A 22,286-nucleotide genomic window follows, 5' to 3' on the forward strand; every position below is an offset into this window, starting at 1 on the left:
TCGCGGCGGCACCATCCCCGCCGCGGCTGCCCGCGACCGTGTCTACAGTGAGTCATGACCGCGAGCATCCTCTCGATCGGCACGGCTCTGCCCCGCACCCGTGTGCCCCAGTCGGCGCTGCGCGACCTCTTCGCCGCCCAGCCCGGATTCGATCGCCGCAGCCAGCGTCTCGTGGGCGCGGCCTTCGACGCCGCGGCGATCGACACCCGCCACACGGTGCTGCCGCAGTTGGCCGGAGGTGCGGCCGACGGGCTCGCGGCGCTGTCGGACGGCGAGTTGACGATGCCGCCCACGGGCGCCCGCAACGACGAGTACCGCAGGACCGCACCGGCCCTGTTCGCCGAGGCCGCCGCGTCCGCGGTGGACGGCTCGGGACTCGGCCGCGAGGCCGTGACCCATGTGGTCACGGTGTCGTGCACGGGCATGTTCGCCCCGGGGCCGGACTACCTCCTCGTGCGCGACCTCGGCCTGTCCCCCTCCGTCGAGCGGTACCACCTCGGGTTCATCGGGTGCGCGGCCGCGATTCCGGCCCTGCGCCTCGCGGCGCGGATCGTCGCGGCCGACCCCGCCGCCGTCGTGCTCGTCGCGGCCGCGGAGCTGTGCTCCCTGCACTGGCAGACGTCGTCGCATCCCGACCAGATCGTCGCCGCGTCAGTGTTCGCCGACGGCGCTGCGGCGGCGATCGTGGCCGCGGCGGACGTCGACCGGCCGGGACTCGACCTGGAGGGCTTCGCGACGTTCGTCACCGACGACGGCGAGAAGGACATGTCCTGGACCGTGGGCGATTCGGGCTTCGAGATGACCCTCACGCCCGAGGTGCCGCGCATCATCGGGCGCGAGATCGCGGCGATCGCGGCCGACGTGCTCGGCGACCTCGCCGAGGTCGACGCCTGGGCCGTGCATCCGGGCGGTCGGAGCATCCTCGACCGGGTCGAATCGGCCCTGAACCTGGATGCCACGGCCCTCGCGCCCTCGCGCGAGGTGCTGCGGGCGCACGGCAACATGTCGAGCGCCACGCTGCTGTTCATCCTGCGCGATCTGCTCGCCGACGCGGCGCGCGCCGACGGCGACCGCGTCGCCGCGCTGGCCTTCGGTCCGGGACTGACGGTGGAGGCGGCGCGCCTCGTGCTGCGCCGACCGACGGCGTGAGCGGCGGGGTGTGGCGCGGGCTCGCGCGACGCGACACGGCGCTCGTCGAGCTGATGGACGACCCCGGATGCGACCCGCGTGTCCTCGCGGCGACCTATCGCCGGTTCGACCTCGTGAACCGCGCGGTGTCGGGGTGGGGCGGCGTGTATCGCGCGCACGTTCGACCGCGGCTTCGCGCACTCGGACGGCCGGCCCGCGTGCTCGACCTCGGGTGCGGCGGTGGCGATGTCGTGGCGCGTCTCGCGGGGCTCGCTGCCCATGACGGTCTCGACGTCGAGTGGGTGGGCGCGGATCCGGATCCCCGGGCGCTCGAGGCGGCCCGGGAGCGCGAGCGGCCCGGGGTGAGGTTCGTGTCGCGCGGCTCGGCGGAGCTGCTCGCCGGCGGGGAACGGTTCGACCTCGTGCTGTCGAACCACGTGCTGCATCACCTCGACAGCGCGCAGCTGCGGGAGTTCACGGACGACTCGCGAGCCCTTGCGCGGTCCGCCGTGCTGCACGCCGACATCGCCCGGAGCCGCCTCGCGTACGGCCTGTACGCCGCCGGGGTGACTCCGCTCGCGCCGGGTACGTTCCTGCGCACCGACGGCCTCCGATCGATCCGACGCAGCTACCGGGCGGACGAACTCGCCCGGGCGCTGGGCGACCCGTGGAGGGTCGTGACTCCCGCACCGTTCCGCGTGCTCGCGATCACCGAGGGCACGGCCGACCGTGGCTGACGTGCTGATCGTCGGGGCGGGGCCCGTCGGGCTCGCGCTCGGCGCCGACCTGCGCGCCCGCGGCGTCGACGTGGCGATCCTCGAGCGACGGAGCGAACCGGATGCCGGCACGCGGGCGATCGGCATCCACTCTCCGTCCCTCGCGCACCTGGAGTACTCGGGGGCGACCGATGCGCTCCTCGCGCGTGCGGTCAGGATCCGCCGCGGGGAGGCGCGGGCGGACGGGAACGTGCTTGCGGCGATCCGCTTCGATCGGCTGCGCGCGCGGCACCCGTACGTCGCGGCGCTGCCGCAGGCCGACACCGTGGACGTGCTCACCCGCCTCGCGCCGCCCGTGGAGCGGGGCGTGCGGGTGACCGGGCTCCGTCAGGACGGCGTTTCGGTGAGGGTGCGGGGATCCGGACCGGACGGCGAGGTCGAACGCCGCGCGAAGGTCGTCGTCGTGGCATCCGGATGGGCGGGGCGCGAGCTCGTGTATCGGCCCGGAGCCGTGCGCACGCGGCACTACCCCGATCGATACGCGATGGTCGACGTCGCTGCTCCCGGCGATGCGACGGCGCTCGTCCACCTCGAGCGCGAGGGGGTCGTCGAGTCGTTCCCGCTGCCGGGCGGGCGGCGGCGCCTCGTCGCCTGGGCGGGCACGTCGGATGTTCCGGATGCCGCCGGCTTCCTGCGCGCGGCCCTCGCCGATCGCGTGGGTCTCGACGTGGACACGTCGGCCGCGTCGACGTTCCGCGTGCGGCGGGCGGTGGCTCCCGCGCTGCGGCGCGGGCGGGTGATCGTCGTCGGCGATGCGGCGCACGAGGTCAGTCCGATCGGCGGGCAGGGCATGAACCTCGGGCTCCTGGACGCCCTGACGCTGTCGCCGCTGCTGGCCGAATGGCTGCACGGGGACGAGCCGGACGGGTGGGCCGCGTGGGAACGGGGGCGGCTCGCTTCGGCTCGGCACGCGGCGCGCCTGGCGTTCCTCAACACGATGCTGGGACGCGGTGCCTCGACCCGCGGACACGCCGCACGGTCGTTCGCACTGCGCACCGTGCTCCGCGGCCCGGGGGCGGCGGCGTTCACACGCGCCTACGCGATGGACTTCGACGCCGCCGCGCGGACGGCGGGCCGGGTCACGTGACGACGAGCTGTACGGCCAGCAGGAGCGCCGCGAACATCGTCAGCTGGAACACCGCGCGCCCCGGTGGACGCCACAGGGCGAGGGCGATCGTCGCCGCCGCGACGAGCACGGCCGCCGCGAAGAAGACGGCTCCGACGACACCCCCGCCCGACCCGGCGAAGACGGCGACGGCGCCCAGGACGATGCCCGCTGCGGCGGCGACCACGCTGACACGGGCACCGAGGCGGTGCGGCAGCCCGCGCACCCCCGTGGCGCGGTCGTCATCCAGATCGCGGACGACGTTCGTGAGGTGCACGGCCGCACCGAGCGCCGCCCCCGCCACGGACGCCCACGGCGCGGCGAGCGCCGGCTCCGGTGACGCGAGGGTCGCGAACGACGGGAAGAGCCCGAAGCTGAGCAGGAACGGCGCGATCGATACAGGGGTCGACTTCAGCCCCGCGTTGTAGGCCCAGGCCGAGGCGAGCGCAATCGCGTGGGCGGCGACGAACCCCGGTCCGAGCGGCACAGAAAGCGCCAGGGCCACGACGAGGGAGGCCACGGCCACACCGAGCGCGCCCTCCGGAGTCACCGCTCCGCGGGCGATCGGCTTGTCGGTGCGCCCGACAGCGACATCGCGGGCCGCGTCGATCGCGTCGTTCGAGAGCCCGACGGAGACCTGCCCGGCGAAGACGGCGACGACCAACAGGATCAGCCGCCCGGGATCGAGACCCGCGGCGATGCCGAGCGCGAGCGACAGCGTCGTGACGACGAGCGTGGGCCCGGGATGCGTCGCGCCCCAGAGCGCCCGCACGAGCGGCGGCTTGACGGGGACGGGGGGCACGGGATGACGGTACCGCGTCTCCCCCGCGGGAGAGGTCGGGGCAGGCGGACCGACCTCTTGGCACTCTCGACACGAGAGTGCTAATCTGACATCAAGTTGAGCGCGATGCACTCAACTTCTGAGAACTCTCCGGATGGCGTATCCGGACCGATCGAAAAGGAGAACGACCATGGCCACTCACGACCCCTTCCGCGACCTCGACCGCCTCGCGTCCACGCTCCTCGACGCCCGCCGCGGCGGTGGTCCGCGCCGCATGCCGATGGATCTGTACCGCGACGGCGACCACTACGTCCTGAACGCCGACCTCCCGGGCGTCGACCCCGGCTCGGTCGACATCGACGTCGACGGGCAGCTGCTCACCATCCGCGCCGAGCGCACGCTCGCCTCGGGCGACGACGTCAAGTGGATCACCCGCGAGCGCGAGACCGCCTCGTTCGTCCGCCAGCTGAACCTCGGCCAGGGCATCGACACCGAGCGCATCAGCGCCGCGTACCGCAACGGCGTGCTGTCGGTCACGATTCCGGTGAGTGAGAAGGCCAAGCCGCGTCGGATCGCGGTCGCGACCGACGACGGGAACGACCTCATCCAGGCCCACGAGAGCACCCCGCAGCCGATCGAGCAGTGATCGCCGGGAGGGGGCGACCGCCGGGTCGCCCCCTCCCCCTTGTCAAGGGGCTCGGTGATACGGCGAGGCGCCCGCAGAGTGCCCGGGTGTCCGCGATCCTCTCCCCCCACCACCCGCCGGCCGTCGTCGACGCCGATGACGTGCCCGCCCTCCCCTTCACGCCCCGCGGCCCGGTGAGCGCCGCCGTCCTGCACCACCTCAGCACGGGCGCGGCCACGAACCACACGGTTCTCGCCGACGCGGCCGTCGCTGCATCCTCCGACGTCGAGACCGACGACGACATCCAGCTGGCCCTGTTCGCGCTCTACGCCTCGGCCTACGGATCGATCGCGGCGTTCGACCCGGAACTCGAGTGGGACCCCTCGCTCCTCGCCACACGCGCGGTCATCGAGCGGGCGTTCGAGGCGGCTCTCCGTGCCCGCCTCCCCGAGCCCGAACTCCCGGCGCCGACCGCGGATGCCGTCGCCCGTGCGCTGTTCGCGCTGACCGCCGCCGACACCGGCCCGAGCCTTTCGCGCCACCTCGCGAAGAAGGCGTCGCTCGATCAGGCGCACGAGTTCCTCGTGCACCGGACCATCTACACGCTGCGCGAGGCAGACCCGCACTCGTGGGCGATCCCGCGGCTGACCGGTCGCCCCAAGGCCGCGCTCGTCGAGATCCAGTCCGACGAGTACGGCGGCGGCAACCCCGAACGCGTGCACGCCGCGCTGTTCGCCCGGGCCGTCCGCGGAGCCGGCCTCTCCGACGCTTACGGCGCCTACGTCGACGACGTCCCCGCGGTGACGCTCGCCTCCCATAACGCCATGTCGATGTTCGGCCTCAACCGGCGCCTCCTCGGCGCGATCGTCGGCCACCTCGCCGCTTTCGAGATGACCTCGTCGATCCCCAACCGCCTGTACGCCGAGGGGCTCCGCCGCCTCGGGTTCGGCGACGACGTCTGCGGCTACTTCGACGAGCATGTCGAGGCCGACGCCGTCCACGAGCAGATCGCCGCGCGCGATCTCGCGGGCACCCTCGCCGAGGACCGTCCCGACCTGCTCCCCGACATCCTTTTCGGTGCCGCGGCCTGCCTCAGCGTCGACGGTCGCGTCGGCGAGCACCTGCTCGACGCCTGGTCACGGGGAGAGTCGTCGCTGCGCCCGGAGGAGGTCCGTTGACCTCGGAGGCACCGCGGATCACCGCGTACCCCGACGGCCCGCTCCTCGTGCGGGGCGACGTCGACCTGCGCGACGCCGACGGGAACCCGATCGAGAGGCGGCGACGCACGGTCGCCCTGTGCCGCTGCGGCCTGTCGACGATCAAGCCGTTCTGCGACGGCACCCACAAGCCCGCGGGGTTCCGCACCGACGACTGACGTGGGGCGCCCCGACCACGCCGGACACCGTCAGTCCGCGGCGCGCTCCTCCTCCGTCGGCCGGGAGAGCTCGGCATCCAGGGCGTCCACGAGCCGGGCGAACGTCTCGTCGACCGACGCCGACTGACGGAAGCCGCCGACCCGCTCGAGATCGGTGAACCCGTGCAGAGCGGAGCGCACGTAACGGATGCGATGCACGTCGGCCGCCGCCGCGCCGTACCCGGCGAGCGCGCGTGTGATCTCCTCGACGAGGGCGGCGGCGGCCTCCTCCCACTCGGGGCCGGCGCCCCCGCGCTGGGCCAGCGCGTACATGCCCGGACGCTCTCGCGCGAACCCGCGGTACGCCGCCGCGAGCGACTCGAGCGCGTCGCGCGAAGACAGCCCGCGGGACGACTGCGCGAGCGCCGAACCGAACGCCCGGGTTGCGGCGAGCGCGACGCGGTCCGTCAGATCGCCGAGTCCGCCGACATGCTTGTACAGGCTCGGTGCGGCCACACCGAGCGCCGTCGCGACGCGTGCCAGAGACAGGGATGCCACGCCTTCGGCATCCACGAGTTCGGTGGCGCGACGCACGACGACCTCGGCGTCAAGCCCGGCCCGCGGCACCACTCACCTCCGCGAGGAACGACGAGACGCGATCGGCGACGAGGTCGGGCGCCTCGAGCATCGGCGCGTGGCCGACACCGGGGACGATCTGCACCTCGGCGGACAGTTCGCCCGCGAGCCACGCGGCTTCGGCGGCCGGGTCCTTCCAGTCCGGGTCGGACGCGCCCATCACGACGAGCGAACGGGCCGTCACGCGCGGGAGGAACGGCGCGACGACCGAGTGATCGACGCGCGTCGTGCGGGCGAAAGCCGCCCACCGTCCGGGCCGCGCCAGCCGCCGCGACAGGTGCGCGGCACGCTCGCGGGCGCCGGCACCGAGTCCCGGCCACAACGATGCGGAGTAGCCGCGCCACACCGCGGGACCCCACGGCCGGGCGAGCAGGAGCCGCAGGAGGGCGCTCATGGCGGGGTTGCCGTTGCGGGCGAACGGCCCGAGGAGCACCAGGCCGGACACGAGATCCGGTCGCGATCCGGCCGCGATGATCGCGGCGCCGGCGCTCATCGACGCCCCGGCGAGGACCGCGGGCCCACCGCCGAGCGCGTCGACCACCGCGAGCAGGTCGCCCGCCGTGGCCTGATCGCCGTAGTCCGAGAAGGTCGTGTCGCTGTCGCCGTGTCCGCGCAGGTCGACGAGCGCCACACGGTAGCCGCGGGCGACCAGTCGATCGGCCAACGGTCCGAACGCGTCGCGCTCGTCGCCCATCGCGGGCGAGCACACCACGAGGGGTCCCGTCCCGCGCACCTCGACGGCCAGTCGACCGCCGTCCACCTGAAGTTGGCTAATGTCCATAGCCATAAGCTACGCCCATTAGCCAGAGACTGCAAGCGCGGGATCGCGCGTCTCAGAGATCCTCGGGTGCGAGGTCACCCTGTCCTTCCTCGCCGAGCTCGACCACGCCCGGGTCCTCGCCCTGAGAGTCGGTGCCGGTCGACTCCGGGTGCACGTCCGCGAGCGGGATGTCGGCGTCGACGGCGGGGATCTCGGCCGGGTCGGCGCCCGTCGCGGTCGCCGGGTCGAGGTCGGCGGGGTCGGCACCCTCGTCGAGAGCGGTGGTGGCATCCCACTCCGCCTGAGCGGGGTCGAGCGCGGGATCGGGCTCGATGGAGGTGTCGCCGTCGCGCAGCGGCTGCGCACCCGTCACGCCATCGGCGGCGGCGGGGATGCCAGGGTCGGACGAGACGTCGCTCATGGGGGATCCTTTCGGTCGTCCGTGCGGGTCCGCACGCGTCGTCGGCTCGACGACTCCCCCATCCCACCGCCCACCCGCCACCCCTCCCGCCCCCTTGACAGCGTCGACGACCGACGCGACCCCGCCGGTTTCGCTCCGAGGCCGAAGCCTCGCGCGCCCCGTCCCACGAGGACGTCCCTCCTCACCGCGGGGGCAAGATATCCCGGATGCCGCGGACCGATCGCCGCGGAGGAGGGTGACATGGGGGACGTTCTCACCGTGAACGCGACCGGCGCCGACGAGGTCGAGACGGTGTGGCAGCAGTTCGTCCCCAGCGCCCGCCTCGAGCACGTGGACCCTCGGCGCGTGAGGTTCCGCTGGTCGTCGATCGAGACGGGGGCCTTCTCGCTCGTCCAGTACTCGCTCCGCGCCGACGTGCGTTCGTCCATCCACCTCGACGACCAGATCATGGCGTGTCAGCTCATCGCCCTCGACGCCCGCGTGATGACCGAGGGGCAGCCGATCGATGCGCGTCAGCCCTGGCTCACCGGCGACAGCCCCATTCAGGCCCGCTGGAGCGGTACGGCGAACGTCCGGGCGTTCATCTTCGACCGCACCTCCGCCGAGCAGGTCGCCCGCGCCGTCTCGGGCGAGGACCGCCTCGTACTGCGCTCGATCGACCCCGTCCCACGCGACCGAGCCCTCGCCGTGCAATGGGAGCGCAGCTTCGGGTACGTGGCATCCGCCCTCGCCGTCGGCCACGACCAGCCGCTCGTGGCCGCCGAACTCGAACGGCACGCGCTGATGTCGACGCTGACCGCCTTCTCCACGACGTACCTCGAGGCGCTCGACACGAGCGCCCAGCGGGCCGCCGCGCCGCGGACCGTCCGCCGCGCGCTGGCCTACATCGACGCGCACGCCCACGAGCCGATCACGATCGACGACATCGCCGAGGCCGCCGGGATCTCCACACGCGGCCTGCAGCACGCCTTCCGCCGCGCGCTCGACACCACCCCCTCCCAGCAGCTGCGGACCGTCCGACTCGCCGCCGCGCACCGCGACCTCCAGCACGGCGGCGATCACGTGAGCGACGTGGCCCGACGGTGGGGGTTCTCCAGCCCGTCGCGGTTCGCCCGGTTCTACCGCGACATGTACGGGCGCAATCCGGCCCAGACCGCGCGCATGTTCTGACCGGTGTCGCGCGGGCGCATCCGATGTCGCATCCGGTGCCGGGATGGCGCGAAGAGTGCGGGATGCCGTCCACCGGCCGCGCGACCGGGCACAGTGACGAGGTTCCGAGGCGAGGAGGACCTTTCGTGGGGAAGTTCGTGTACGAGGGGACCACCCGGACCGATTTCGAGGATCGGCTCCTCGCGCACATGCAGGTGGTCATCGGCAACAAGCTGCGCCGCGGCGAGCCGTTCTACTTCCAGTGGAAGGACGAGGTGAGCACCGGGGGCGGACGCACGTCCGTCTGGCTGCACCCCCGCGCGAGCATCGTGTTCAAGTTCCACGGCGGACGTCCTCCCGCGCTGAACCGCGCGTGGTTGGAGGCCCTGATGACGGTGGCGAACTCCCCCACCGGCCTCTACGTGATCCCCGAACCGCCGGAGGACCTGCTCGCCACCGAGCCGATCGGCTGACCCGTTGTCAACGCGGTCGCCGCCCGCGCCGTATCGGGGTGTGCTCGCCGGGACGGAAGGATGCCGCATGCCCGACTCCCCCACCGCGAACCCCCGGATCGTCGTGATCGGGGGCGGCAACGCCGGTCTCTCGATCGCCGGGCGCCTCCAGCGCGCCCGGCTCGGTGACATCACGGTGATCGAGCCGCGCACGACGCACATCTACGCCCCGCTGCAGTCCCACATCGCCGGCGGCACGGCGCGCGCCTCGCGCGCGGTGCGCCCGCAAGCCGATGTCATCCCACCGGGCGTCCGCTGGCTGCGCGACGAGGTCTTCACCGTGGATCCGGCCGCGCACCGCGTGCACCTCATCTCCGGCGGTCACCTCGACTACGACCAGCTCATCGTCTCGGCGGGTCTGCGCCTCGCGTGGGACGCGATTCCGGGGCTCCCGGAGGCGATGGCCGCGCCCGAAGGCGTGTCGAACTACGACCTCGCCCTCGCCGCGAAGGCCTCGCCCGCGCTGCGCGACCTGCGCCGCGGCACGGTCGTCTTCACCCAGCCTCCCGAGCCGGCCTCGTGCGGCGCCGCCGCGCAGAAGCCGCTCTACCTCGCGTGCGACTGGTGGCGCTCGCTCGGGGTCCTCGACGACATCCGCGCGATCCTCGTGCTGCCGGACCCCGTGCCGTTCGGCATCCCGGACGTCGATCGCGAACTCCGCCGCGTGCTCGACGCGTACGGCGTGGAGGTGCGGTACTCGCGGGAAGTGCGGAGCGTGGATGCCGGCTCCCGCACGCTCACCATCGGTCACGGCGACGACGAGGAGACGCTCGCGTACGACGTGCTGCACGCGGTCCCGCCGCAGCGCGCACCGGAGTGGATCGCGGGAAGCGGACTCGCGGACCCCGACGACCCGCACGGGTTCGTCGACATCGACCCCGAGACACTCCGGCACCGCCGCTTCGCGGACGTGTGGTCTCTCGGCGACGCCGCGCGCGTCGCCACCCGGCCCTCCGGGGGAGCCATCCGGCCGCAGGCGAAGGTGCTCGCGCGGAACCTGCGGGCGGCACTCCGCGGCGGAACGCCGACCGCGCGGTACGACGGCTACAGCGTCGTCCCGTTCACCGTCTCGCGCGGCACGGTCGTGTTCGCCGAGTTCGATCGGTGGGGGCGACCGCGACCGACGATCCCGTTCTGGCGCTCGCTGTCGCGCGAGCGACGCTCCACCTGGATCGCCGACCGACGGATCCTGCCGTGGGTCTACTGGAACCTGATCCTGCGCGGCCGCGCCTGAGGGGCGTATAGGCCAGATCCGTCGATCCCTCAACCCCGGGGGCCCGCGGGAGCAATCGCGCGAAGACTGGCCTTCACCCCGGATCACCGAGAGAGGACATCATGGCCCAGGTCATCGAAACCATCGACGTCGACGTTCCCGTCCGCGTCGCCTACAACCAGTGGACGCAGTTCGAGGAGTTCCCCCACTTCATGAGCTTCGTCGAGTCCATCACGCAGAAGACCGACACGCTCACGCATTGGAAGGTCAAGATCGCGGGTGCGGAGCGCGAGTTCGACGCGGAGATCACCGAGCAGCACCCCGATGAGCGCGTCGCGTGGAACAGCGTGGGTGGGGACGAGAACCACGCCGGTGTCGTCACGTTCCACCGTCTCTCCGACGCCGAGACGCGCGTGACGGTGCAGATCGACTGGGAGCCCACGGGCCTCCTCGAGAAGGCGGGCGCCGTGCTCGGCGCCGACGACCGCTCGGTCAAGAAGGACCTCGAGCACTTCAAGGAGTACATCGAGTCGCGCGGCGCCGAGTCCGGCGCCTGGCGCGGCGACGTCAGCTGACGCCTTCCTCACAGGAACACGGATGCCGGACCCCCGCGGGGATCCGGCATCCGTCGTGTCAGGGGTGCCTCACCACTGGGGGTGGATCTCGGCACGCAGGCGGCGGTCGTAGACGTCGCGCACGAGCGCGTCGAATGCGTCGAGGTCGAACCCACCCTCGAGGAGATCCGCCGCCGCAGCGTTCGCGGCGGCCTGTTCGGCCGAACGCGCCCCCGGGATGACCGAGGTGACACCGGACCGGGAGGCGATCCACGCGAGCGTCGCCGCGGGGAGCGTCACGCCTTCGGGCAGCGCGGCCTTCAATTCGCCGGCCGCGGCGACGCCCTCGCCGAACGGAACCCCTGAGAACGTCTCGCCCTTGTCGAAGGCCTCGCCGTTGCGGTTGTAGGTGCGGTGGTCGTCCTTGTCGAACGTCGTCTCGGCGGTGTACTTCCCCGACAGCAGACCGCTCGCGAGCGGGACCCGCGCGAACACCGCGACCCCCTTCTCGGCCGCGAGCGGGAGCACCTCGTCGAGCGGCTTCAGGCGGAACGGGTTGAAGATGATCTGCAGGTTCGTCAGATTCGGACGGCGGAGGGCCGACAGCGCCTGGTCCATCGTCTCGACCGACACCCCGTACGCCGCGATGACGCCCTCGGTGACGAGCTGGTCGAGCACATCGTAGGTGGCGTCGTCGTCGATGACGGCCGACGGCGGACAGTGCAGCTGCACGAGGTCGAGGGTGTCCTGCGCGAGGAGCCGACGCGACCGGTCGGTCCACGCGCGGAAGTTCTCCATCGTGTAGTTCTCGGGCACCTGGTCGGCGCGGCGTCCCATCTTGGTCGCCACGGTGATGCCGGTGGCATCCGTCTTCTGCAGGAAGGCGCCGATGAGCTCCTCGGACCGCCCGTCGCCGTACACGTCGGCGGTGTCGAAGAGCGTGACACCGGCGTCGGCGGAGGCCCCGAGCACCTCCATGGCCGCGTCCTCGCTCACCCCGCCCCAGTCGGGCCCGAGCTGCCAGGTGCCGAGGCCGATCGCGGAGACCTCGCGGCCGGTGCGGGAGAGGGGACGCTGCTGCATTGCGGTTCCTTTCGGGAGTCTCCCCGAGCCTATCCAGCCCCTCCGACACCCGGGCCGCCGGGTCCGTCAACCCCGTCACCGCGCTGCGCGCGGCGGCCTAGCGTGGGCTGCCACCCACCGGAAGGACCGCCGTGACCACTCCCCCCGAGAACCTGCCCGGAGCCGACCACGAGAGGACCGTCTCGGAAGCCGAGGGCCTGGCCGCCGACGTCCCCGCGGGCGGCGCGGGCGCCGACACGGGCGCCGTGTCGGCCGCCGAGATCGACGACGACGCCGACGCCCGGGTGCAGAACGTCTCGAGCCAGAACGACGTCCCGGGGGTGGGCACCCGCGCCGCCGACGGCGAGATGGAGCGCGACACCGACGACGCCCCCGGCGGCGGCTCGACGTCGGATCATCGGACGCCCGCGTCGCCGACGCCCTCCCCGGCCGACGGCGAAGAGCACGTGGATGCCGACTCCCCCATCGGGAGGTTCCAGCCCGGTGTCGGCAAGGACTCGGCGGAGTCGAGCAGGATCGCGCAGAGCCTGCCCGGCCCCGACGAGGCCTGACCCGGTCGGCTACCCGGCCGAGCGCCGCCGCACGAGCCCGATCACGATGTCGAGGACGACGAACACGACGAGGGTGTAGCCCACGAACGGCAGGAGGATGCCGAGCCCCACCGCCGCGAGGAGCACCAGCCCGATCCCCCACCAGGGCGCTCCGCGCAGCGCTCCGCGCGCGGGAGGGGCCGCGACGCCGCTCGTCGGCCGGCGCCTCCACCACATCGCGTACCCCAGCACGACGAGCGCCGCGATGCCGAGGGCGAGGACGAACAGCACGAGCTGGTTCGCGAGTCCGAACATCGATCCCATGTGCGTGTCGATCCCCCAGCGGGAGAGCTTGGCGAGCAGCGGGAAGTCCGCGAAGTCGATGCGGTCGGTCACCTGCATCGTGGATCCGTCGATGGCGACGGCATCCACTTCGGTCGGGAAGCTGCGCTGGATCTCCTGCACGACCCACGCCTTCCCGGCGGCGGACGGCGGCTTGATCTCGACCTGACCGGTGTTGACGTTGATGCGCTGCGCGATCGCGAGCACCGCGTCGAACGTCGCGGGGTTCGCCGCACCGGTGGGAGCCGCCGTCACCGCGCCGTGATGCGCGTGCTCGCCGCCGGCACCGGGCTCCCCCTCGAGCGAGGTGGACAGCGCGGGAGTCCCCCCGCCGACCGCCGCCCGCAGGTCGGCGACGTTCGCCCCCGCGAACGCCGACCAGGTGATGCCCGTGGCCGAGAGGAACACGGCCCCGAGCACCACCCACACCCCGATCGACGCGTGCCAGCCGAACAGACCGCGGTAGCCCGTGTGCGAACGGTTCGGGCGGACGAGGTCGGCGCGACCCCGACGGGCACGCCGCATCCGTCCGATCCACAGGCCGAGTCCGGCGAGCGCGACGATCCCGAGCCAGGATGCCGCGAGCTCGCTGTACCAGCGTCCGGGCTCCCCGAGGTGGAGGGTCCGGTGCAGGTCGCTCACCCAGGTCCGCACGGGCAGCGCACCGCTCGTGCCGTAGGCGGTGAGGTCGCCGCGGATCTCGGCCGAGCCGGGGTCGACGAAGACCGCGCGCGTCTCGCTCTCCCCGAGGGACGGGTCGGCGAACATGACGCGGGTCGTCGTGCCCGGTTCGGGCGCGGGCCGCACGGCGACGGGGCTCGCGCCGCCGCCGACGTACCGTTCGGCGGCGACGATCTGGTCGGCCAGCGGCAGCGGGGCGGCCGTCGAGGGCGCCGTCAGCTCGTGCGCGTAGACGATGCGATCGAGCGTCGGGGTGATCGCGTACAGTGCCCCGCTCAGCGCCGCGACGAGGATGAACGGCCCCACCAGCACCCCGGCGAAGAAGTGCAGGCGCCGCAGCAGCGCCGTGAACCAGCCCGTCCGGGTACGCGGCGGCGAGGGGTCGGATGCCGCGAGCGCGGGAGCGCGGTCGGCGTCGGTGGTGGTCATGACAGGATTCCTTCTCCGATGAAGCCGCCTTCGGCACAGCCGGGCGGAAGGGCGAACACGGCCGACCCGATCGGGGTCGTCCATTCGTTGAGCAGGTCGAGCTCGTCGAGCCGACGCTGGAGGGGGACGAACTGCCGATCGATGTCGGCCTGGAACGAGACGAACAGCAGCCCCGCGTCCGAGACCGTGCCGGTCGGGGGTGCGTCGTCGTAGTTGTACCCGCGGCGGAAGATGCGCTCGGCGGAGTCGTCCGACCGCGACCGGCGCACGTGGGAGAACTCGGGGATCACGGGGAAGCCGATGGCATCCGTGGCCGCGAAGTCGGGTTCGTCGAACTCGTCCGTGCCGGTGAGCGGAGCGCCCGAGGATTGGAAGCGCCCCACCGCCTGGTCACGGCCGGGACGATCGAGCCGATCCCACTTGTCCAGGTCCATCACGATCCGCCGCACCACCATCCCCGTCCCGCCGGCCATCCAGCCCTCGCGCGACCACACGATCTCGTCGAACCCGGTCGTCCCGGGCTGCGGATTGGCGGTGCCGTCGACCTGGCCGAACAGGTTCCGCATCGTGGTGCCCGGCCGTGTCGTGCCGTGCGCGCGGCGGAAGCCCTGCTGCACCCAGCGAGGCGCCGCGAACGCGCGCGCATCCTTGAGCAGCATGCGCGTGGCGTGGGCCACGGTGACCGGGTCGTCCGCGGCGATCTGCAGCAGCAGGTCGCCGTCGCCGTACTCGGGCCGGAGCCGGTCGATCGTGAAGGCGGGCAACGGCCGGAGCCACGCGGGGGCCGCGGCGCCCGTGCGCGCGACGAAGCCCGGGCCGAACCCGAACGTCACCGTCAGGCGCGCCGGCGACACGGCCAGCTCCGGTTCGGTGTCCGCCAGCGCGCCCTGACCGCGCGTGAGCCGGACGGCATCGTCGGTGAGCAGGCGCATGAGCCGTCTCAGGGCATCGCGGTCGGTGTCGGCGCGCAGATCGAGCGCGACGAGCGACACGTGCGCCTGCGCGTCGGTGTCGATGCCCGCCTGGTGCGCGCCGTGGAACGGCACCACGACGTCGCCGTTCAGCGGCGGCGAGACCGTGGCATCCGTCGCTCCGGCCGAGACGGCGGCGTCGATGCCGATCGCGGCGACGGCCCCCGCGCCGGCGACGGCTCCCCCGAGGAGGAACCCCCGCCGGCCGAGGCCGCGATCGCCCGGGGCGGATCGATCGCGGGATGCCATCAGTGACCCGACTCCGCGGACCCCATGTCCATGTCGCCCATGTCGCCCTCGTAGTTCTCGTTCGCGCCGGCGAACTCCTTCACGGGCGCGGAGATCTCCGCGGTGGAGTCGTCCGCGAAGGTGAGGGTGATCGTGGTCTCGTCGCCGACGCGCAACGGCGTGGTGACGTCCATGAACATGAGGTGGTCACCACCGGGCTCGAGGGTGATCGCGCCGTGGGCGGGAATGACGAACCCGCCTTCGACCGGGCGCATCACCATCTGACCGGACTCGTTCTGCACGGTCTCGTGCAGTTCCATGGCCGAGGTCGCGGGGCTCGTCGCCGACACGACCGTGAGGTCGGTGTCGCCGTCGTTGCGCAGCTCGCCGAACCCGGCGCTCATCCCGGCGTCGGCGGCCTTGACCCAGACGTCGGCGGTCGAGAAGGAGTCGGCCTCGGGCGCGGCGGGTGCGGGTGCGGTCGACGCGCATCCGGAGAGGGCGACGGTCGCGGCGAGGGCGACGGCGCTCAGACGCAGGAGGGAGGTGGTGCGAAGGGACATAGGGAAACCTTTCAGGAACGGCCGCCGCGGGGGCCGCGGCGACGGAGGAGAAGCGTGACCGCGAGGAACACGGCGAGCGCGAGGCCCGCCCCGATCGCGGCGATGACGACGATGCGAGGGACTCCCGCGTCGCCGGTGGGGGCGGTGGCCGCCGCCGGGGAGGGTGCCGCCGAGGCTGCGGCCCGTGCGAGCGGTGCGGCGTCTCCGACGGTGAACGGGATCACTCCGGAGATGGGGTGGCCGTCGACCGAGACGACGCGCCAGCGCACCTCGTACCCGGCGACCGGCATCCCGCCCTGGAGGAGCACCGAGACGGTCCCGGATGCCACGACCGGGTCGGCCGCCACCCAGTCGGTGCCGTCGCCGTCGGCGACGATCACCTGTGCACCGACGTCCATGACGTCGGCAGAGAACCTCAGCGAGATCTCATCGGGAGCGCTGGGCAGGCGCTCACCCGCGGAGGGTGAGCTGGAGAGCAGTTCGTCGTGGGCGGATGCCGGGACGACCGACGCCAGGACGGCGACGGCGGCCACGGCGATCCCCGCCGCGACGACGCGGAGGCGATGCATGGGAACCTCTTCCGGGATGCCGGAGCATCCGTCGAACGGCGTCCGTGCGGAAGCGCACGAGAGCGCGCCGGACGTGGACGCCGAGGGCCGTGCGGACCCGCGCCCGCTCGGACGCGGACGCGGGAGCCCGCGCGCTGCGCGCGACGGCCCCGGTGGACGTCGGAGACGTGAAGCTCTGCCCGCGCCTCACCGACTGCCCCACGAGGCGCAGGGTCAGCGGCGTCGCTCCCCTCGGGACGGGGAGCGGGGCGTCAGAGAGCGAAGAGGGGTGGCCCGCGTCGCCCGAGGGAGGCGGTGAGCAGCAGCGAGATCGGGCGGACGACCTCGATCAGGACGACGTGGACCCGGCGCAGCGGAACCGGAGCCGGGCCGGTGGCGATGATCGCGGCACGAGCGCGCAGCCAAAGGACGAGGCGGTCGGCGAGCAGCCGGAGCAGCGCCACGGTGGTCTCACCCCGGTGCATGGCCAGGGTGGTCACCGCGGCGGCGACGAGGTGCCAGCCGCCCATCGTGGCATCCGCGGTCACGAGGGGGCCGGCGGGGCCGTCGAGCACGGTCGCGACACCGTGGACGTGCGTCGCACGCCCCGTGTCGTAGGTGCCGAGGACGAAGAGGGCGTGGAAGAGCACCTGGCTGAGCGCGACCGCCGGCCCGAGCCGCCAGAGCGAGGGACGGCGTCCGGCGAAGGCGACGCACACCACGAAGGACAGCGCGAGCGGCACGATAATGCCGAAGATCCCGGGCACCGCCCCGCCGGCGGTCACGTGGGACAGGAGGGCCACGAAGGTGGCGACGCTCGCAGCGACCGCCCCGCGCAGGACGCGCGCACCCCGGTCCTGTCGTCGCATGCCCCCCATTGTGTCAGCCGGGCGGAGGTTCTCCCGCCACCCCTAGGCTGGCCGGATGACGAGCTCCCCGGGCACCCCGCGCCGCGTCGTGATCGCGGGCGCGAGCGGTTTCGTCGGTCGGGCACTCGTGGCGGCGTTCCGCGAGGACGGCTACGACGTCGCCACGATCGGCCGCACCGGCACCGCGACCTGGGCGGACCCGGTCGGGATCGCGCGGGTGATCGACGGTGCCGATGTGCTCGTGAACCTCGCCGGGCGCATCGTGTCGTGCCGCTATACGGCCGCGAATCGCGACGAGATCCTGCGTTCCCGGGTCGACACGACGCGCGCACTCCACCGAGCGGTCCGGGATGCCGCACACCCCCCACGCGTGTGGATGAACGCCTCGACCGCCACCGTTTACCGCCACGAGACCGAGCGCGGCAACGACGAGATCGACGGCGTGATCGGCGACGGGTTCTCCGTGGACGTGGCGACGAGCTGGGAGCGGGCGTTCTTCGACGGCGACCTCCCCGCCACCCGCCGTGTCGCCCTCCGCATGGCGATCGTCCTCGGCGACGGGCCGGCCACACGCATGCTCTTCGCACTGGGGCGACTGGGCCTCGGCGGTCCCCAGATCGACAGCTGGTGGTTCCCCCACCGCCGCTATCGCGGGATCGGCGCGCGGCCGAGCGGACCCGTGTGGTCGTCGTGGCACCGCACGCGAGGACGCCAGCGCTTCAGTTGGATCCACATCGACGATGTCGTGGCATCCGTCCGCTTCCTGCGCGACCGAGACGACATCTCGGGGCCGGTGAACCTCGCCGCCCCCGGCGTGAGCGACAACCGCACCCTGATGCGCGAGGTGCGCCGCGTGGCGGGGATGCCCGTGGGCCTCCCGGCGTACCGCTGGATGCTCGACCCCGCCATGGCGATCCTCCGCAACGAGCCCGAGCTGGTGCTGAAGAGCCGGTGGGCCGTGCCCGCCGTGCTGACGCGCGCGGGCTTCGCCTTCGCATACGACGAGCTGGGGCCGGCGCTGGACGCGGTGGCATCCGTGCGCCGGCCCCGGGCCCGCGACCTCTTCTCGAACTGAGAAGAGACGATCGATCAGGTGTTGCGGCGCACGAAGCGCAGCAGGGCGGCGATGACGCCGACGATGAGGATGATGATCCCGATCCAGAGCAGGAACTTCACGGCCTCGACGAAGATGCCGAGGAACAGGAAGACGAGACCGACGACGATGAGGAGGATGGCGAGAGCTGGCATGGCATCCACTCTGGTCCTGCCGTGCGGATCGCCGCTCTCCCTTGACAGACGGCGGAGGCCGGGGCACGCGCGTGTCAAGCACCCGGTGGGCGGAGGGCGCGCGGTCTAGCCTCGGTTCCGTCACCACGAGAAAGGCGCATCATGGGCGATCGCGACACCACCGGGCACGGCACCGGACCCGACGAGGGCGAGTACACCGAAGTCCAGCTGCCGGACGGCGAGGAGGCAGGACGCAACCTGGACGCTCCCGGCGAATACGTCGACAGTCAGCGCGCCGACGGCACCGACGCCCGTCCGCGATCGGACGAGGCGGGGTCCTACACGGACGTGCAGCTCCCCTCGGGCGACGAGTCGCGCGAGGACACCGAACATCCGGGCGAGTACACCGACCGCGATCGTTGAGTCAGCGCTCGAGGGTCGCCCGCGGATCCGTGCCGTACGCGACGCGGTAGATGGACGCGAATCCGGCGAGATCCGCGAACCCCCACCGCAGGGCGATCTCGGCGAGCGTCGTCCGCGTCGGATCGGCGGCGACCAGGTCGGCGTGCGCGGCGCTGACGCGGGCCTGCGCGAGGTACTCCTCGGGAGTCGAGGCGAGATGACCGTTCGCCGCGAACGCACGGCGGAGCCCCGCGGCCGACGTCCCCGCCGCCCGCGCCGCGTCGTCGGCGGTGACCGGCAGAGAGGCGTGGTCGTCCATCCAGCTGGTCGCCGCGGCGTAGATGGCGGCCTGCTCGAGCGCCGAAGCCCGGCGCTCCCTCGGATCGCCGACCAGCGGGAACGCCTCGAGAGTGGCGGAGACGAGCGCCCGATGGACATGGGCGCGCACGAGGGGTTCGCCGAGGAGGGGGACCTGCGTGAACGACCAGCGCAGGGTGGCGAGCCAGTAGTCCCTCATCCGCGACGACACCGGTCCCCTGCCGTCGAAACGCACCTCGAGGGTGTCGTCCCCGTAGATCGTGCGCGCGGCCTCGGTCAGATGCGCCGGGTCGAAAGCGACCATCTCGACGGCGGTGCCGTGGGCGTTGCCCACCATCTCGTCGCCCGGCTGGATGACGCCCGGCTCCACGCTGAACTCTCCCGTCGCCGATCCGATGCGCCAGGTGTAGCCCGGGGTGGAGGTGGCGAAGAAGAAGCGGTCGGCGCCGTACACCACCTCGGCGCGACAGTCCCACAGGAGTCGGCGCAGGGCGAAGCCGCAGTCACCGACGGCGCGCTCCCCGATCGCGCCGTCGTCGGCCCGCAGATCGACCCGCCCGTACTGCGTCTGCAGCCAGGCGAGGGCCTCGGCGGGTTCGGCCGTGCGCATGCGCTCGTCGAAGTAGTCGCTGCTCATGGACGTGCGGCACCTCGCTCCCGCTCGACTGCGCCACCGCCATAGTAGTTAACCTCCCGCACGACCCGGCATTCTCACACCGGCACCGATAGTTCACCCACCGCAAAGGAATCGAGACCGTGACCGACTCGCCCGTCATCCGCGACATCCACCCCGACGACGCCGGAGAGGTCCTGACGATCCAGCGCGCCGCCTTCGCCGGGGAAGCCCTCATCTACGGCGACCCCGACATGCCGCCGCTCACTCAGACGCTCGAAGAGCTCGAGGCCGAGCTGGTGGAGAACCTCGGTTGCGTGGCTCTCCAGGGCGAGCGGATCGTGGGCGCCGTCCGCGCGCGGCGGGACGGCGAGCTGCTGCTGATCGGTCGGCTCGCCATCGCCCCCGATCAGCAGGGCGGCGGACTGGGCTCCGCGCTGCTCGCCGCGGTCGAGGAGCGCGGCCGTCGGGCCGGCGCCACCGAGGCCGAGCTGTTCACGGGCGCTCTGAGCGAAGCCAACCAGCGCCTCTACGAGCGCGAGGGCTACCACCGCACCGAGACCACCGCCGACGGAGAGATCTTCTACCGCAAGCCCCTGACCTGACGCGCGGGGCGTTCCGCCGGTTCAGCGTCCAAGACACGCGGATGCCAGGGCGGCTCGTCCGCGTGTCCTGGACACTCGGCGGGGCGTCACTCGATCGTGCGGACCGCCCCGGTCACCATGCCGACCAGCTGTTCACCCGTGACCTTCTCCGTGCGCGTCCCCCCGACGACACGGCCGCCGCGCATGACCCACACCTGCTGCGATAGTCGCTTGACCTGCTCGAAGTTGTGCGAAACGACCAGCACGGTCTTGCCGCCCTCCACGACGCGGCGGATCAGTGCCTCCACCTGTGCGGTCTCGTTCAGACCGAGAGCCGCGGTCGGCTCGTCGAGGATGATCATGTTCTCGGCCCACATCACACCGCGGGCGATCGCGACCGCCTGGCGCTGTCCACCCGACAGCCGTTTCACGGGGCGTCCGACGCCGGGAACGTTCACGGCGAGATCGGCCACGAGTTCCGCCGCCCGCTCCTTCATCTCCTTCCGGGCCAGGAATTTCAGCCCCGGGATGCCACGGACCAGCTCGCGGTCCATGTACATGTTCTGCCACACGCTCAGTTGATCGCTCAGCGCGAGGTCCTGGTAGACCGTCTCGATGCCCTTGTCGCGGGCGTCGCGCGGCGACGAGAACCGCACAGGACTGCCGTCGATGCGGATCTCCCCCTCGTCGGGCGTGTAGAGACCGGTGAGGCACTTCACGAGCGTGGACTTGCCCGCGCCGTTGTCACCGACGATCGCCGTGATCTCCCCCGCACGGATGGTGAGGGAGGCGCCCTTGAGCGCGTGGACGTTGCCGAAGGACTTGTGGATGTTGTCGACGACGATCTTCTCGCCCGCGTCGGTGGTCATTTGCGCCCCCTCATGAGCGTCGCGGCCGCGATGACGACGATGCCGATCACCAACGGCGAATAGAACGCGCTCACGCCCAGCAGCGTGAGGCCGGATTGCAGGAACGTGAGCAGGATCGCGCCGATGACCGGGCCGTAGATGGTGGCGCGGCCACCGAAGAGGCTCACCCCGCCCAGCACGACGGCGGCGATCGCCTTCAGAAGGTAGTCGGTGTTCGTCGCCGGCTGGCTCGACCCGATGTAGGACGTCAGCAGGATGGCTCCGAGACCGCCCATCGCCCCGCAGATCATGTACCCGGCGAGCTTCACGCGCGGGACCTTCAGACCCATCGCCTTCGCCGCGTCGGGGTTGTCTCCCACCGCGAGGAGATGGGTCCCGAACCGGGTACGGAACAGCACGATGTGCAGCACGATCGCGACGGCGATCGCCAGGAGGAAGTTCACCCGGATGCCGGCGAAGCTCATGGTGCTGAGCGAGGTCAGCGCGCGCTCCGGAATGGCGACCGGCTTGCCCTGGGAGATGATGAGGCTGAGCCCCATCACGACGCTGAGCGAGCCCAGCGTGACGATGAAGTCGGGGATCCTCACCCATCCGATGAAGGCACCGTTGACCGCGCCGACCGCGAGACCCGTGAGCAGCGCGATCGCGCAGCACACGATCAGCGGCAGCCCGCCCTGGTAGGCCGTGGCCATCGTGACGCTGCCGAGGGCGACCGTCGCGGCGAGCGACAGATCGATCCCTGCGAGGGAGACGGCGAACGTCGCCCCCAGCGCCAGCAGGATCGGGATGGTCGAATCGGCGAGCATGGTCGAAACGCTCGGCCAGGACAGGAACCGCGGGTTGAGCGCCGTGAAGACGATGGAGAGCGCGATGAGGGCGACCGGTGCCGCCAGCTTCATCCAGATCTCCTCGGAACCGAGCGCGCGACGGAGTCCCATCGCGGTCGTCTCCGCGGCGGCCGCCGGTCGAGTGGGTGTCTGCGTAGTCATGGGTGAGGATCCCCGATCACTCGTGA

The 22,286-nt window shown here is 72.4% G+C and carries 28 protein-coding genes; 14 read left to right on the forward strand and 14 right to left on the reverse strand.

Annotation, left to right across the window (positions count from 1 at the left end; all coding sequences use genetic code 11):
• Positions 1 to 54: 54 nt before the first annotated feature.
• Genes BGO45_RS05585 through BGO45_RS05595 form a run of 3 tightly spaced genes read left to right on the forward strand, consistent with a single transcriptional unit; the run spans position 55 to position 2,991 of the window.
• Positions 55 to 1,149, forward strand: coding sequence for a type III polyketide synthase (locus tag BGO45_RS05585; RefSeq protein WP_292691646.1), 1,095 nt, complete (start codon positions 55 to 57; stop codon positions 1,147 to 1,149).
• Positions 1,146 to 1,865 carry a methyltransferase domain-containing protein gene (locus BGO45_RS05590; protein WP_292691648.1) on the forward strand — a complete coding sequence of 240 codons (720 nt, stop codon included), beginning with the start codon at positions 1,146 to 1,148 and terminating at the stop codon, positions 1,863 to 1,865. The genes BGO45_RS05585 and BGO45_RS05590 overlap by 4 nt, the downstream gene beginning before the upstream one ends.
• Positions 1,858 to 2,991 carry an NAD(P)/FAD-dependent oxidoreductase gene (locus tag BGO45_RS05595; protein ID WP_292691650.1) on the forward strand — a complete coding sequence of 378 codons (1,134 nt, stop codon included), beginning with the start codon at positions 1,858 to 1,860 and terminating at the stop codon, positions 2,989 to 2,991. The genes BGO45_RS05590 and BGO45_RS05595 overlap by 8 nt, the downstream gene beginning before the upstream one ends.
• Here BGO45_RS05595 and BGO45_RS05600 read toward each other — a convergent pair.
• The gene (locus tag BGO45_RS05600) at positions 2,984 to 3,811 is read right to left on the reverse strand and encodes a UbiA family prenyltransferase (protein WP_292691652.1); all 828 of its coding nucleotides are present in this window, start codon (positions 3,809 to 3,811) and stop codon (positions 2,984 to 2,986) included. The two genes, BGO45_RS05595 and BGO45_RS05600, sit on opposite strands and share 8 nt — an antisense overlap.
• A gap of 169 nt (positions 3,812 to 3,980) precedes the next feature.
• On the opposite strand from BGO45_RS05600, the gene BGO45_RS05605 reads away from it, so the two are divergent.
• The 3 genes from BGO45_RS05605 (at position 3,981) to BGO45_RS05615 (ending at position 5,790) form a co-directional block, all read left to right on the forward strand.
• Positions 3,981 to 4,436 (forward strand): Hsp20/alpha crystallin family protein, encoded by a 456-nt coding sequence (locus tag BGO45_RS05605; protein ID WP_292691653.1) that lies wholly within the window; start codon positions 3,981 to 3,983, stop codon positions 4,434 to 4,436.
• Between the two features lie 188 nt (positions 4,437 to 4,624).
• Entirely contained in the window at positions 4,625 to 5,593 is a 969-nt protein-coding gene (locus BGO45_RS05610) for an iron-containing redox enzyme family protein (RefSeq protein WP_292692886.1), read from the forward strand.
• Complete coding sequence (locus tag BGO45_RS05615) at positions 5,590 to 5,790, forward strand: CDGSH iron-sulfur domain-containing protein (protein ID WP_292691654.1); 201 nt, start codon at positions 5,590 to 5,592, stop codon at positions 5,788 to 5,790. Before BGO45_RS05610 ends, BGO45_RS05615 begins: the two co-directional genes overlap by 4 nt.
• A 30-nt stretch (positions 5,791 to 5,820) precedes the next feature.
• Here BGO45_RS05615 and BGO45_RS05620 read toward each other — a convergent pair whose 3' ends face one another.
• The 3 genes from BGO45_RS05620 to BGO45_RS05630 are packed head-to-tail and all read right to left on the reverse strand — an operon-like array spanning position 5,821 to position 7,586.
• The gene (locus BGO45_RS05620; RefSeq protein ID WP_292691655.1) at positions 5,821 to 6,363 is read right to left on the reverse strand and encodes a TetR/AcrR family transcriptional regulator; all 543 of its coding nucleotides are present in this window, start codon (positions 6,361 to 6,363) and stop codon (positions 5,821 to 5,823) included.
• A gap of 13 nt (positions 6,364 to 6,376) precedes the next feature.
• Positions 6,377 to 7,186, reverse strand: a complete 810-nt coding sequence (locus BGO45_RS05625) for an alpha/beta hydrolase (protein ID WP_292691656.1) — start codon at positions 7,184 to 7,186, stop codon at positions 6,377 to 6,379.
• A 52-nt stretch (positions 7,187 to 7,238) separates the two neighbouring features.
• Positions 7,239 to 7,586: a sugar ABC transporter ATPase gene (locus BGO45_RS05630; protein WP_292691658.1), complete on the reverse strand. Its 348-nt coding sequence runs from the start codon at positions 7,584 to 7,586 to the stop codon at positions 7,239 to 7,241.
• A 240-nt stretch (positions 7,587 to 7,826) separates the two neighbouring features.
• On the opposite strand from BGO45_RS05630, the gene BGO45_RS05635 reads away from it, so the two are divergent.
• The 4 genes from BGO45_RS05635 (at position 7,827) to BGO45_RS05650 (ending at position 11,035) form a co-directional block, all read left to right on the forward strand.
• Positions 7,827 to 8,756 (forward strand): helix-turn-helix transcriptional regulator, encoded by a 930-nt coding sequence (locus tag BGO45_RS05635; protein ID WP_292691660.1) that lies wholly within the window; start codon positions 7,827 to 7,829, stop codon positions 8,754 to 8,756.
• 125 nt (positions 8,757 to 8,881) lie between these two features.
• A complete protein-coding gene (locus tag BGO45_RS05640) occupies positions 8,882 to 9,208 on the forward strand; it encodes an ATP-dependent DNA ligase (protein WP_292691662.1) in 327 nt (108 codons plus the stop codon).
• Between the two features lie 67 nt (positions 9,209 to 9,275).
• Positions 9,276 to 10,481: an FAD-dependent oxidoreductase gene (locus tag BGO45_RS05645; protein WP_292691664.1), complete on the forward strand. Its 1,206-nt coding sequence runs from the start codon at positions 9,276 to 9,278 to the stop codon at positions 10,479 to 10,481.
• Positions 10,482 to 10,582: 101 nt separating this feature from the next.
• Positions 10,583 to 11,035: an SRPBCC family protein gene (locus BGO45_RS05650; protein ID WP_292691666.1), complete on the forward strand. Its 453-nt coding sequence runs from the start codon at positions 10,583 to 10,585 to the stop codon at positions 11,033 to 11,035.
• 69 nt (positions 11,036 to 11,104) lie between these two features.
• On the opposite strand, the gene BGO45_RS05655 is transcribed toward BGO45_RS05650, so the two are convergent.
• Positions 11,105 to 12,097, reverse strand: a complete 993-nt coding sequence (locus tag BGO45_RS05655; RefSeq protein WP_292691669.1) for an aldo/keto reductase — start codon at positions 12,095 to 12,097, stop codon at positions 11,105 to 11,107.
• Between the two features lie 131 nt (positions 12,098 to 12,228).
• Here BGO45_RS05655 and BGO45_RS05660 point away from each other — a divergent pair, with 131 nt between their 5' ends.
• Positions 12,229 to 12,648, forward strand: coding sequence for a hypothetical protein (locus BGO45_RS05660; RefSeq protein ID WP_292691671.1), 420 nt, complete (start codon positions 12,229 to 12,231; stop codon positions 12,646 to 12,648).
• Positions 12,649 to 12,657: 9 nt separating this feature from the next.
• Here BGO45_RS05660 and BGO45_RS05665 read toward each other — a convergent pair whose 3' ends face one another.
• The 5 genes from BGO45_RS05665 to BGO45_RS05685 all read right to left on the reverse strand — a co-directional run bounded on the left by BGO45_RS05665 (position 12,658) and on the right by BGO45_RS05685 (position 17,258).
• Complete coding sequence (locus BGO45_RS05665) at positions 12,658 to 14,079, reverse strand: PepSY domain-containing protein (RefSeq protein ID WP_292691673.1); 1,422 nt, start codon at positions 14,077 to 14,079, stop codon at positions 12,658 to 12,660.
• The gene (locus BGO45_RS05670; RefSeq protein ID WP_292691675.1) at positions 14,076 to 15,299 is read right to left on the reverse strand and encodes a Dyp-type peroxidase; all 1,224 of its coding nucleotides are present in this window, start codon (positions 15,297 to 15,299) and stop codon (positions 14,076 to 14,078) included. Before BGO45_RS05670 ends, BGO45_RS05665 begins: the two co-directional genes overlap by 4 nt.
• Complete coding sequence (locus BGO45_RS05675; RefSeq protein WP_292691676.1) at positions 15,299 to 15,841, reverse strand: copper chaperone PCu(A)C; 543 nt, start codon at positions 15,839 to 15,841, stop codon at positions 15,299 to 15,301. Before BGO45_RS05675 ends, BGO45_RS05670 begins: the two co-directional genes overlap by 1 nt.
• 11 nt (positions 15,842 to 15,852) lie before the next feature.
• Positions 15,853 to 16,410: a copper resistance CopC family protein gene (locus BGO45_RS05680; protein ID WP_292691678.1), complete on the reverse strand. Its 558-nt coding sequence runs from the start codon at positions 16,408 to 16,410 to the stop codon at positions 15,853 to 15,855.
• 251 nt (positions 16,411 to 16,661) lie between these two features.
• Positions 16,662 to 17,258: a hypothetical protein gene (locus BGO45_RS05685; protein ID WP_292691680.1), complete on the reverse strand. Its 597-nt coding sequence runs from the start codon at positions 17,256 to 17,258 to the stop codon at positions 16,662 to 16,664.
• 55 nt (positions 17,259 to 17,313) lie between these two features.
• Here BGO45_RS05685 and BGO45_RS05690 point away from each other — a divergent pair, with 55 nt between their 5' ends.
• The gene (locus BGO45_RS05690) at positions 17,314 to 18,333 is read left to right on the forward strand and encodes a DUF1731 domain-containing protein (protein WP_292691681.1); all 1,020 of its coding nucleotides are present in this window, start codon (positions 17,314 to 17,316) and stop codon (positions 18,331 to 18,333) included.
• A gap of 14 nt (positions 18,334 to 18,347) precedes the next feature.
• Here the strand turns inward: BGO45_RS05690 and BGO45_RS05695 are convergent, their stop codons facing one another.
• Positions 18,348 to 18,506: a hypothetical protein gene (locus BGO45_RS05695; protein WP_139340730.1), complete on the reverse strand. Its 159-nt coding sequence runs from the start codon at positions 18,504 to 18,506 to the stop codon at positions 18,348 to 18,350.
• Between the two features lie 141 nt (positions 18,507 to 18,647).
• Here BGO45_RS05695 and BGO45_RS05700 point away from each other — a divergent pair, with 141 nt between their 5' ends.
• The gene (locus tag BGO45_RS05700) at positions 18,648 to 18,908 is read left to right on the forward strand and encodes a hypothetical protein (protein ID WP_292691685.1); all 261 of its coding nucleotides are present in this window, start codon (positions 18,648 to 18,650) and stop codon (positions 18,906 to 18,908) included.
• A gap of 1 nt (position 18,909) precedes the next feature.
• Here the strand turns inward: BGO45_RS05700 and BGO45_RS05705 are convergent, their stop codons facing one another.
• Entirely contained in the window at positions 18,910 to 19,842 is a 933-nt protein-coding gene (locus BGO45_RS05705) for a helix-turn-helix domain-containing protein (protein WP_292691687.1), read from the reverse strand.
• Between the two features lie 119 nt (positions 19,843 to 19,961).
• On the opposite strand from BGO45_RS05705, the gene BGO45_RS05710 reads away from it, so the two are divergent.
• A complete protein-coding gene (locus BGO45_RS05710) occupies positions 19,962 to 20,423 on the forward strand; it encodes a GNAT family N-acetyltransferase (RefSeq protein ID WP_292691690.1) in 462 nt (153 codons plus the stop codon).
• An 86-nt stretch (positions 20,424 to 20,509) separates the two neighbouring features.
• Here BGO45_RS05710 and BGO45_RS05715 read toward each other — a convergent pair whose 3' ends face one another.
• Both BGO45_RS05715 and BGO45_RS05720 read right to left on the reverse strand, forming a co-directional pair.
• Positions 20,510 to 21,271, reverse strand: coding sequence for an ATP-binding cassette domain-containing protein (locus tag BGO45_RS05715; RefSeq protein ID WP_292691692.1), 762 nt, complete (start codon positions 21,269 to 21,271; stop codon positions 20,510 to 20,512).
• The gene (locus BGO45_RS05720) at positions 21,268 to 22,260 is read right to left on the reverse strand and encodes an ABC transporter permease (protein WP_292691694.1); all 993 of its coding nucleotides are present in this window, start codon (positions 22,258 to 22,260) and stop codon (positions 21,268 to 21,270) included. Before BGO45_RS05720 ends, BGO45_RS05715 begins: the two co-directional genes overlap by 4 nt.
• Positions 22,261 to 22,286 lie beyond the last annotated feature (26 nt).

This window comes from Microbacterium sp. 71-36 (assembly GCF_001898305.1).
In the GTDB taxonomy this organism is placed as follows: Bacteria; Actinomycetota; Actinomycetes; order Actinomycetales; family Microbacteriaceae; genus Microbacterium.